Origin of the sequence: Actinomycetospora termitidis, from assembly GCF_030286555.1 — a bacterium.
Lineage (GTDB): Bacteria > Actinomycetota > Actinomycetes > Mycobacteriales > Pseudonocardiaceae > Actinomycetospora > Actinomycetospora termitidis.
The window spans coordinates 202,731-213,387 of the sequence record NZ_JASVWF010000006.1; the positions used below are offsets into that span (position 1 = coordinate 202,731).

11 protein-coding genes are annotated in these 10,657 nt (G+C 72.7%); 4 read left to right on the forward strand and 7 right to left on the reverse strand.

The genetic code is table 11. The annotated features are described in order from the left end of the window. Positions 1–98 precede the first annotated feature (98 nt). Positions 99–1,409: a protein kinase domain-containing protein gene (locus QRT03_RS23910; RefSeq protein WP_286055602.1), complete on the reverse strand. Its 1,311-nt coding sequence runs from the start codon at positions 1,407–1,409 to the stop codon at positions 99–101. Positions 1,410–1,537: 128 nt separating this feature from the next. On the opposite strand from QRT03_RS23910, the gene QRT03_RS23915 reads away from it, so the two are divergent. The 3 genes from QRT03_RS23915 to QRT03_RS23925 all read left to right on the forward strand — a co-directional run bounded on the left by QRT03_RS23915 (position 1,538) and on the right by QRT03_RS23925 (position 3,389). Continuing rightward, complete coding sequence (locus QRT03_RS23915) at positions 1,538–1,780, forward strand: AbrB/MazE/SpoVT family DNA-binding domain-containing protein (RefSeq protein ID WP_286055603.1); 243 nt, start codon at positions 1,538–1,540, stop codon at positions 1,778–1,780. Positions 1,781–1,968: 188 nt separating this feature from the next. Further along, positions 1,969–3,090, forward strand: a complete 1,122-nt coding sequence (locus QRT03_RS23920; RefSeq protein WP_286055605.1) for a plasmid pRiA4b ORF-3 family protein — start codon at positions 1,969–1,971, stop codon at positions 3,088–3,090. Between the two features lie 8 nt (positions 3,091–3,098). After that, a complete protein-coding gene (locus QRT03_RS23925; protein WP_286055606.1) occupies positions 3,099–3,389 on the forward strand; it encodes a type II toxin-antitoxin system Phd/YefM family antitoxin in 291 nt (96 codons plus the stop codon). Between the two features lie 184 nt (positions 3,390–3,573). On the opposite strand, the gene QRT03_RS23930 is transcribed toward QRT03_RS23925, so the two are convergent. The 6 genes from QRT03_RS23930 to QRT03_RS23955 form a co-directional block, all read right to left on the reverse strand. Further along, positions 3,574–5,652, reverse strand: coding sequence for a hypothetical protein (locus QRT03_RS23930; RefSeq protein ID WP_286055608.1), 2,079 nt, complete (start codon positions 5,650–5,652; stop codon positions 3,574–3,576). A gap of 236 nt (positions 5,653–5,888) precedes the next feature. After that, positions 5,889–6,080: a hypothetical protein gene (locus QRT03_RS23935; protein WP_286055609.1), complete on the reverse strand. Its 192-nt coding sequence runs from the start codon at positions 6,078–6,080 to the stop codon at positions 5,889–5,891. Between the two features lie 31 nt (positions 6,081–6,111). Continuing rightward, positions 6,112–7,524 carry a gluzincin family metallopeptidase gene (locus QRT03_RS23940; RefSeq protein ID WP_286055610.1) on the reverse strand — a complete coding sequence of 471 codons (1,413 nt, stop codon included), beginning with the start codon at positions 7,522–7,524 and terminating at the stop codon, positions 6,112–6,114. A 42-nt stretch (positions 7,525–7,566) separates the two neighbouring features. Continuing rightward, positions 7,567–8,526, reverse strand: coding sequence for a trypsin-like serine peptidase (locus QRT03_RS23945; RefSeq protein ID WP_286055611.1), 960 nt, complete (start codon positions 8,524–8,526; stop codon positions 7,567–7,569). Between the two features lie 25 nt (positions 8,527–8,551). After that, the gene (locus tag QRT03_RS23950) at positions 8,552–8,914 is read right to left on the reverse strand and encodes a hypothetical protein (protein ID WP_286055612.1); all 363 of its coding nucleotides are present in this window, start codon (positions 8,912–8,914) and stop codon (positions 8,552–8,554) included. 21 nt (positions 8,915–8,935) lie between these two features. Further along, entirely contained in the window at positions 8,936–9,946 is a 1,011-nt protein-coding gene (locus QRT03_RS23955) for a S8 family serine peptidase (RefSeq protein WP_286055613.1), read from the reverse strand. On the opposite strand from QRT03_RS23955, the gene QRT03_RS23960 reads away from it, so the two are divergent. Continuing rightward, complete coding sequence (locus QRT03_RS23960) at positions 9,914–10,279, forward strand: hypothetical protein (protein WP_286055614.1); 366 nt, start codon at positions 9,914–9,916, stop codon at positions 10,277–10,279. The genes QRT03_RS23955 and QRT03_RS23960 overlap by 33 nt on opposite strands. Positions 10,280–10,657: the final 378 nt, after the last annotated feature.

Sequence of the window (10,657 nt, forward strand, 5' to 3'; positions counted from 1 at the left end):
TCCCCCTCACGACGACCTCGCTCGAGAGACCGTCGGAGGGAGATCGGGGCGGAGCTCGCAACAGTTACGTGCTCTCGCCGTGTTCTGTCCGAGACCGGCTACTGCGCGATGATGTCGAAGGTGACTCGGTCGTCGTCGACCGTGGTCACCGACGCGCGGAGCTGCTGGGTCCGCCCACCGTTGGTCGCGGTGCAGACGACCGAGGCGCCGACCTCCGCGGGGAGCGGGTCGGGACACGACACCTGGCTCGCGGCCAGACCCGACTGCGCGACGATCTGCGCCTCGACGGTCGAGGCCGGCACGGCCGGCGTGCGCAGGAGCAGGATCGCGACGACGACGCCCAGGGCCACCAACGTCGCTCCGACCGCGATCGCGATCCGGCGGGGACGCCACGACGCGCGGGGCCGGGCCACGCTGCCGGTGGCGTCCGCACCGGACTCGAGCGGCTCGCCGTCGGGAGCGGGTCGGGAGGCCGGGGTGACCGGACGCAGCGGGACCGGACGTGGCGGTGGAGGCGTCCGCGGCGGCTGCGGTCGTGGGGGAGCGGGCGCGTAGGTGCGGGCCTCGGTCAGCGACTCGGCCGCCTTCGCGTCCTGCCGCACGACCTCCGCGGCGGCCGCGGCGAGAGCGCCCGTCGTCGGGAAGCGCGCGGCCGGGTCCTTCGCGAGCGCGGTGAGGACGACGTCGTCGAGACCGGTCGGCAGCGGGGCGAGCGACGACGGCCGGGGCGGGGCGTCGTGCACGTGGCCGATCATCACGGCGGTGCGCTCGCCGACGAACGGCGGACGACCGGTCAGGGCCTCGAACAGCACGCAACCGAGGGCGTAGACGTCGAGGCGCTCGTCGAACGGTTCGCCACGCAACTGCTCCGGAGCCATGTAGGCAGGCGTGCCGAGAGCGGTGCCGCTGGCCGTCAGTCGGGGCTGCTCGACGGCCTCCCGGACGTGGACGATGCCGAAGTCGGTGAGGTAGACGAAGTCGCGCGCGGTGAGCAGGACGTTCGAGGGTTTGACGTCGCGGTGCACGATCCCGGCCTGGTGGGCGGCGTCGAGGGCGTCGGCGACCTGCTCGACCACGTGCACGGCACGCGCGGCGCCGAGGGCGCCCTCGGCGTGGATGAGCGCGCCGAGATCCCGGCCGCGGACCAGGCGCATGTCGATGTACATGCGGTCGTCGATGACGCCGAAGTCGTGGATCGGGACGACGTGCGGGGAATCGAGCCGGGCGGCGATCCGCGACTCGCGACGGAAGCGTTCGCGGACGTCGGGGTCGTCCTGGTCGTCGGAGTGCAGTCGCTTGAGGGCGACGGTGCGCTCACGTCGGGTGTCGTAGGCCTCGTGGACCTCGCTCATGCCGCCCTTGCCGAGTCGGGAGCCGACCCGGTACGGCCCGAACAGATCCCCCGCCATCCACGCCCCATGTCGATCCACGCCCCCGCGCCGGGTCGAGCATAGATCGGCGTCCCGGTGGAGCCGTGTCCTCCTCGTCGGCGCCGCCGAACGGTGGGATCGCTCGGATACGGCGGTACGTTTGCTCGATGGGTGGGACGTACGCGGTGTCGATGGGCGACCGTGGTCGCCTCGTCGTACCCGCGGAACTGCGCGAGCACCTGGGGCTGGTCTCCGGCTCGCCACTCCTGCTCGTCGAGACCGACGCCGGCATCGTGCTGACGACCCGCGAGCACGCGCGTGATCTGGTGCGTCGGCAGTTGCAGGGCGGCGACCTCGTCGACGAGTTGGTGGGCGAACGGCGGGCAGCGGCAGCCGACGACGAGCGGTGAGCCGGTGACGGCGGAGGACGCCGAGTCCGCCGCTCTGCTCTGGCGGACCGGCCTCGGGTTGTCCCTGGCCGACCGCTTGTGCCTGGCGACCGCGGAACGGCTGGACGCGACCGTCTGGACCGCCGACGCGGCATGGGGGAGCGAGGGTCGAGTGCGGCAGGTGCGCTTAGCGTCGACACACTGGCCCCGTGCGGACGGTGAGGCTGAAGGTCCGGTTGCGCGACGTCGAGCCGCCGGTCGAGCGCGTCGTGGACGTCCCGGCGGCTCTGACGCTGCCGGAACTGCACCAGGTGCTGCAGGCGGCGATGGGCTGGGTGAACGTCCATCTGCACGCGTTCGAGGGCGCGGGTGGTCGCTACTCGACGCCCGACGAGGACAAGCCGGACGACGAGCTCTACGAGACCAGCGTGCCGATGCGAGTCCTCGGCGAGCGGTTCTCGTACGAGTACGACTTCGGCGATGGATGGGTCCACGACGTCGAGCTCCTCGGCTCCGGAGGTGACGAGCCGGGCTGCGTGGACGGCAGTGGGAGCTGCCCGCTCGAGGACTGCGGTGGACCCCATGGCTACGAGCGGCTCCGCGCGGCGCTCGCCGATCCGGGCCATCCCGACCACGACGACATGCTCCGCTGGACGGCTGGGGGCGTGCCGGAGTTCGACCTCGCCGCTACCGACCGGTTGGTCCGCCACGTGGTCGGCTCGGTCCCGCCGGGCGTGCGTCTGCTGCTGGAGGTTCTCGACGACGGGGTCGAGCTCACCCCGGGCGGGCGACTGCCCCGCAAGGTCGTCCGCGCGATCCAGGAGCACCGTCCGGAGTGGGCGTTCTCCGAGAAGCCGGCGAGCATCGAGGAGGACCTCATGCCGCTCGCCGCGCTGCACGACGTGCTGCGGCAGGCGAAGGTCCTCCGCGTCCGTCGCGGTGTGGTGGCGCCGATCAAGGCGGCCTCGGACGACCTCGAGGTGCTGCGACGGCTGCGGTCGTGGTTCGGGCCGGACGGCGGGTTCCTGGACCGGCTGGCGGTGATGGTGGTGGCGGTCGTCCTCAGCGGGAGTCCGGTCGAGGAGGACGAGCTTGCGCGTCGGGTCGCGGACATGCTGGGAGACCGGTGGATGATCGGCGGACACCCACTGACCGTCGCGGACGTCGACCACGAGATCGGCCGCCTCGTCCCGGTCCTGGAGGGTCTCGACCAGGTCGTCGTCGACCGCCGCCGGTGGAGTGCGGGCGCGGCGGCTGCCGATCTGCTGCCGACGGCCGCGGTGATGGCGGCCGCGATGGGCGAAGGGTCGACCCAGCCGCACTACCGGTGAGCCAGAGCATGAGCTCACCAAGAGGTCGGCACAGCTGCCACCCTGGAGCCGTGGAATCGGTGGGACTGCCTGAACTTCGGCAGAACGCCTCGGAGATCGTGCGGCGCGTGGAGGCGGGGGAGCGGATCGAGGTGACGGTGTCGGGGCGTATACGTGCGGTGCTGGTGCCGGCCGAGTCACGACGGTGGCGCTCCTGGGACGACGTCGCGGCCGCCCTCGACGGGCCGGCCGATCCCGACCGGAGCGCCGAGCGCGACCTCATCGACCATGAACTCTGCGACCCCTGGGCCGCCGGGTGACTGCTGTCCTGGACCAGCTCGATGTCCCTCCACGGTCGTGCGTGGCGCACGCGTTCGTTGCGTGGCGAACCGCTGGTCCGCGACCGAGTCGGCGGGACTCGGACATTCCCATCCCGGGTCGTGGCGTAGACGTCGCAGGGACGCCGGTACCCGCCTCGGCGGACGGGCACCGGCGTCGGTGCCTCTAGGCGGGCGGCGCCTCCGCGTCCTGCGGGGCATTGCCGCCCGTCGCGCCGTCCGTGCCCTGGATGTTGGTGCTCCCGCCGGAGGCGGAACCGCCTTCCCCGCCCCGGCCGGGCGAGCCATTCCCGGCGCCGTCCCCGCCGTTGCCCCCGTCGCCACCGTCACCGGCGTTGGCGATGACATCGTCCGTCGAGGTGGCGTCACCGCCGTTCCCACCGCGACCACCGGTGCCGACGGCCCCGTCGTTCACGGCGCTGTCGCCGCCGTCCCCGCCGTCGCCGGAGATGGCCACGCCGCCCGTCGCGGAGCCCGCCGACCCGCCCCGACCGCCCTGAGCTTTCGAAGAGCCCCCGATGGCGGTGGCGTCACCGCCTGAACCACCGTTGCCGGTCTCTGCGTAGGCCGTCGTGGTCGCGTTGCGGGAGGACCCACCGGCACCGCCGATCGCGGACGCCCCGCTGCCTTCGACCAGGGCGCTCCCGCCGTCGCCCCCGTTTCCAGTTCCGGCGGCATCCGGTGCGCCACGCACGGCCCCACTCGCGCCGCCGGCGCCACCGAGGGCGACGCCTCCCGAACCAGCCGTGCGCGCGCTCCCGCCGTCGCCGCCGTCTCCTGTGCGCACGAGGAGGTCCGCGGCGCCGGCACTCCCGTCCGCCCCGCGGCCGCCGGCGCCGCCCACGGCGACCGGGTTCCGACCGGCGGCGTAGGCCTGCCCGCCCTCACCGCCGGCCTGGGGATCGAGGGTGTCCGGCACCAGAACCCCGTCAGCCCCTCGTCCCCCGAGCGCGAACGCCGTGCCGTCCCACCCGGCCGCCGGGGTGCACGTCAACGGCACGCAACGCGCCGTGCCCGCGCTCCCACCGGAGCCGCCGCCCGCCTGCCCGGCGCCGCCGCCCCCCGGCACGGCGAGCTCGCCCGGGAGCGCCGTCGGCACGGCGCCGTCGCCGCCGAAGGCCTTCGCGGAGCCACCGTCGCCACCGTCGGCGACCCCGGCGCATCGGCCGTAGCACGTGCCGGTCCCGCCGCTCCCGCCGTTGCCGCCGGACGCGCTCGCGAGTTGGCCGTCCCCGAACACTGCGTCGCCGTCCGCTCCGAGGGCGACCGCCCGGCCGCCGGCACCGCCGTTCGCAACGTTCGTGCAGAGGCCGAGGCAGTAGCCGGTGCCGCCGTTCCCGCCGTCCGAGCCCGTGGAGAAGGGGCCGGTCGTACCGTCCGCGCCGCGGCCACCCGACGCGACGTTCGTGCAGTGGCCGATGCAGTACCCGGTTCCGCCGTTCCCGCCCGGCTGCCCGTTGACCCCTGCCGTACCGACCGCGACGTTCTTGCACTCCCCGGCGCAGAACTCGGTGTTCGTCGCCGCGTTCGTGGCGCGGACGTAGCCGGGTCCGTAGGTGACCGTGTAGTCCTTCGGGCTGAAGCTCGCCGACCAGCCCGCGGCCCGGGCGATCGCGGTGAACCCCGCGAGGACCACCTTGGAGGCGGCCGGGCTCGCGGTGCGCGGGCCGGGGGAGGGCTTCGTGCTCTTCGGGGCCGGACCCGTCGTCATGATCGAGCTCGTGGCGGCCTGCGGGGCGACCGGCCCGGCTTCGGGGGCGCTGGTCGCGTGGACGGTGCCAGTGCGGTCGACGACCACCGTCGACGGGGCGATCATCAGCGGGGTCGTGCGCGTGGCGGCGAAGCCGGTGGCCGTGCGGGTGATCGTGGTGACCGAGCGGCCGGCCTGGTTCGCGGTGTAGACGTTCCCGGAGCCCGGGTCGACGACGACCGAGATCGGGCCGGCGCCGGTGGGGATGCTCCCGGTCGGGACGTAGCCGCGGGGACCGGGCGCGAAGGTCAGGACCCGGTTGCCGCGCGGGTCGGCCTGGAAGACGGTGCCGGTGCGGGCGTCGACCGCGACGGCGGTGCTCGGGACGAGGACCGGCGCGGCGCCGACACTCGGGCCCGCGGGCACCGTTGCCGGTGACGGCGTGGGTGCGGCCTGCGCGGTGGGCGTCATGCCCGCGACGAGGACGGCGGCGGCGGCAACGCCGAGCGCTCCGCCGCCGAACCGGCGACGGCGAGCACGGTTGAAAACGGTCACGGTTCCCCCAGGGGTCTCGGGTGCGAGGCCTCGGTGTCGTCCGGAGCTCCACCCCGATGGCGCCTTGAGGACGCGAGACAGCATTACCGTGACGTGGATCACCTGACGGCGAGAAGAACGTTCCGTACTCGAACTGTGCAGCATTCAGGTGAACAAAGCACGAGTAGGCGAACGATGTCGCTCTGCGTGTTACGTGCCGCGCGATCCGTTGATCCGTCGGAGCGACCAGGCGAGGTTCAGGAGGTCGAGAACCGCCGCCGACGCACCGAGAGGATCACGCCGTCGCGCTCCTCGACCACCTCGTGGGTGGTTCCCGGCGGCATCGGGTCGGCGCCGCGCGGGGCGACCTCGCCGCGGGCGACGAGGTCGTCGATGAAGCGACGGCGAGCGGCCTCGTCGTCGGGCTGGTCCGGGGTGCTCGGCGGCATCCCGTGGACGCTACCGAGCACCCCGTCGTCGTCAACGGGCGTCGAAGCCGCAGTGGAAGGCGGTCCGGCGCAGTTCGAGCCCCGCGGGCGTGCTGACGAGCTCGTGCGAGGTGAACGCCCGGGCCGCGATCGGGGCCGACCCGACGTCGGCACCGTCGGGTGCGATCCGCCCCTGTCGCAGCAGGTCCTCGACGAAGGACGCCGCGTGGTCCTCCGCGGGGGGCGCCGTCGCGTCCCCGATGTCGGCCATCCCGCTGGCCACGCCGAGACGGCGCGGCTGCGAGGCGGCACGGACGACGAGGTCCTCGGGCAGCCCGTAGGAGGATCCGCGCAGGGACACCCGCGCGGGCGGCGTCTCGTCCTCCGGCGTCGCGACCTCGGCGGTCGCGAGCGCCCGGCCGGTCCCGACCTCGGCCGCGGAGTGCACCGACAGCACGCCGGTCCCGACGAAGGCCCGCACGATGACCTTCTGATAGCGGCCGCCGAAGAGGTCGGCGTCCGCGGCGACCATGCTCGCGGCGACCTGCGCGAAGAAGCCGGGCACCACCCGCGCCCGGATCGCTCCCTCGACGAGCAGCTTCCCGGCGTCCTGCGAGGCCTGGAGCAGCCCGTCGGAGTCCTGGGTCTGCTTCGCGAACACCCCCGCGAGGACCTTGAAGAAGCCCGCCGTGAAGACCCGCGAGAAGCTGTGCGGCTCCGAGGACAGCGAGCAGGCCGGCGCGCGCGGAGGCAGCTCGGCCGGCGGCGTGTAGTAGAACGAGTTGACCGCCTGCCGCAGGCAGTCGTCGGCGACGCCGTCCGGGCTCAGCTGTCGGATCGCCCATCCCAGGCTCTCGGCGAGTCGCGAGAGTCGGGACGCGGTCGAGAGCCGTCCGCCGGTCTCGGCGAGCACGGCGTCGCGCAGGGACTCCATCTGCAGGTTCGCGAGGATCGCGCTGCAGTCGCCGAAGGACTCGTGGAAGGCCGACGTCTCCGCGCTCGCCACCTCGAACAGCTCCGGCTTCACCGCGTCGAGGACGGCGTGCCCGAGCTCGTGGCAGACGACGTCCGGGCTCTCGCCCGAGAACACCGAGGTGCCGCGGACTTGGCCGTGGAAGAAGTGCAGGCCGTTGCGGTCGTAGAACGCGTTGAGGTCGTCACCCTCGTCGGCGACCGCGACGAGCTTCGGGCCGTTGTCGGGCTGCCACGTCGTCCCGCGCGGCACCAGCCCGCTCCAGAACCGCGCACCGCGGGCGAGCGCGTCGGCCAGGGTCCAGTACCGGAACTCCGCGCTGCCCGGTTCGTACGTGTCCGGTGCGGGCGAGTCACCGGCGACGCGGACCGGGAGCCCGGGCGGGTCCAGATCGGGCAGGTCGTGGGTGACCGGCTCGTGAGCGGGCGGGAGGGGCTCGTGGACGGCATCGATGGGGTCGTCCTCCCAGACGGCCACCGTGGTCGAGGACATGCTGTTCTCCGTTCGTGGTGGATGAGCGGGTGGCGCGCCGACTCAGGCCGGGAACCATTCCTTGACGATGCGGTCGCCCTTGGTGCCGGTGATCCGGCAGCCGGTGTTGGGCACGCCGTTCGGACCGGCGACGTGGTCGGCGCACACGTGCTCGCCGGAGATGCCGGACCACAGGCCGAACACGCCGGCTCCGCTGTCGCCGCCCTTGGTGTAGGCGTTGTAGCGGAGCTGGTCGGCGGTCACGGTGACGACGGGTGCGGTGGCCGCCCACAACTGCTGGCCACCCTTGTCGCCGGGGTAGCCGGCCACGGTGATCTGGTGGTTCTGCAGATTGCCGTCGCCGGTCCAGATCAGGCCCATCCAGCCGGTGCGGTTCCCCAGGTCCTGGTTGAGCACGAGCATGCCCATGTCCCAGTCCCGGTTCCCGTTCGTGGTCCAGCCGGTGAACGAGAACATCCGCGTCGCCCAGGCGACGCCGTAGGGCGTGGTGCCGTCGTTCTGCGCGGCGTTGACCTGGATCGAGGTCGCCCAGCCGCCATTGGCCTTCGAGTAGACGACGTGGCCGGCGGTGATGGCGTGGTGCCGGTTCACCATCGTCGCGCTACCGATGTACCGGTTCCCGTCCGGGTAGGTGATGATCAGGTGCGCGTGCACCGACCACGGCCACGACGTGGTGTTCGTGATCCGCACGCGGTTGTCCACCCCGGCGGCGACCTCGAACGGCGAGGCCTCGACGACGCGGGTCTCGCTGCCGACGTCGGTGATCCGGTACCGCGTGGGATGACCCGGCTCCTCCACCAGGTGGTAGGAGAGGCCCGGGTCGATGTAGGTCGACGGTGTGCGGGCGTCGGGCCCGGTCGGTGGGCGCATCGGTTCCGTGGGCAGGCTGCCCTCGGACGCCCAGGTGTCCTCACCGACGGAGTCGGTGGCCAGGACGGGACTGCTGAGTTCGCTGATGACGGGCGCCGATTCCTCGGTCGCCATGGAGATGGTCTCGGACACGGTGGTGCTCGCTTCCTCGAGATGGTCAGTGACGCCCCTCGTCCTCGGACGGGGGCGGGGTGTCGACGACCCGGTAGCGGCCGTCGGGCTCGCGCTCGAGGACCGGGCCGTCGCCCGTCCCCGTGGCGGGAGGTCCGGGCGGCGGGTCCGGACGGGACGTGGTTGTGGTGCTCTCGTCGTCGGGGGCGGTCGCCGTGAACCCCCGGGCGCGCTCGACTGCGACCACGCCCTGCACGGCCTCGAGCCCGGGCAGCTCCTCCTCGGAGCAGGCGCCCGTGATCACTCCGACGATCGGCCGGACGCCGTCGACGTGCATCCCACGGTCGGTCAGCGCGGCCGCGACCGCACGGATGCTCGGCAGGTGGGCGTCGTCGACGGTGACGGTCACGTCGATCATGGGGGAGCCGGATCAGGCCGGAGCCTGGACGAGGCCCGCCCCGACGTCGGACGACGGCAGCGGGAGTCGCGTGGCGTGCTGGGTCAGGTCGGACCACAGCGCCCGACCGGTGTGACCGGTGGCCTCGCTCCACAGCGCGGCGACGCCGGAGACGTGGGGTGTGGCCATGCTGGTGCCGGAGATCGTGTTGTAGCGCTTCGGCATCGGCCAGGACGAGTAGACGTTGCGGCCCGGGCCGGCGATGTCGATCTGCCCGCCTGCCACGGGATTGCTTCCGGACGAGTAGAAAGAGATGCCGAGGTCGGCATCGAGCGACGCGACCGCCATGATCGACGGGCTGTTCGCGGGAATGCCTACGAACGCAGGATCCCCCGGGCGGTTCGCGGCGTTGCCCGCCGCCGCGATGATCAGCGAACCGGCGGCCAGCGCACGGCGCCCCACGTTCTCGTAGGCCTGCGACACCTCACGGACGTCGGCGCCCAACGACATCGAGATGATCGTCGCGCCCTGGGTGATCGCCCATTCGATACCCGCCAGGATGCCCTGGTCGTTGCCGCTGCCAGCGTTGTTCAGGACCTTCCCGGCCAGGATTCGCACGCCCGGGGCGACGCCGTAGCGCCGGGAACCCGCGGGCGCACTCGGCCCGCTGGACGTCCCGATGCAGTGGGTGCCGTGTCCGTTCCCGTCCTGCACGGCCTGTCCGGTCACGAACGATTTCGTGATCGGTGCACGCCCGGCGAAGTCGGGGTGGTCGAGATCGAATCCGGTGTCGAGGACGGCGATCGTGATGCCCTGACCGGTGCGCTTCGTCCGGGTCACGCAGACGGCCTGGAGGCCCCACGTGTATTGATTGTTGTCCTGGAATACCGCGGTCGCCGCCGGAAGCGCCGGCGCGCTCGCCGCACCGACGGCGGACAGCCGTGCCGCGAGATCGGCTGCGCCGTGCGCATAGCCCGCCGTGTAGGACTCCGTGAGGGTGTCGGTGAGCGCATGCAGGACGCGTTCCGGCTCGACCGCCAGCACGCGGGGTTCGGACGCCGACTGCAGCGTCTCCACCTGTCCGGGCTCGGCGGAGACCACGGCGATCCCGAGCTGCGAGAACAGGACCGCCTGCGCGTCCTCGACCTGCGACGGCTCGACGGCGGACGCGGCGAAGTCGGTCGACCGGGCCACGTTCGAGAGCCCCACCTCCCGCAGCGCGCTCACGTGCTGGCCGGGCTCGACGTCGTCGGCGAAGGTCACCACGAATCGTCCCGTGGTCTGCACATCGCCCGTTCTGCTCGTCGTTCCTGTGTCGATCATGATCTCTCCCCGTCGTGGAAGTGGTGGCGCCGAAAGGTGCTCGCCGCGACGTGAATCCGCCAGATCGGTCCACTCATTCGGAAGACACGCGGCGCCGACTTCTCACTCGGACGACGGCGCACACGCTCGACGGGATGCGCCCGATGTCCGTTCCCGCCCCCGAGCCCTTTCCGGGGCGATGTCGATGAAAGCAGCGCGTAAGAGCGGAGCGATGTTCTCGGCGGCATCGGGACGAGTCGAGGAGGTTCGGTGCGGGAGCCGGGAGTCGGATGTCGACCGCGACGCTCACACTCCGGGTGGCGTCGTGAGCGGACTGTGTCCGCTGGGACCTCTCGCCACCGGTCGTCACGAATCGTGACTGCGGTCTGGCCTCCCGCGGGTTCCAGTACTCCGATCGACCTATTAGCGTCCGAGGTCCGGGAACACGTTCCG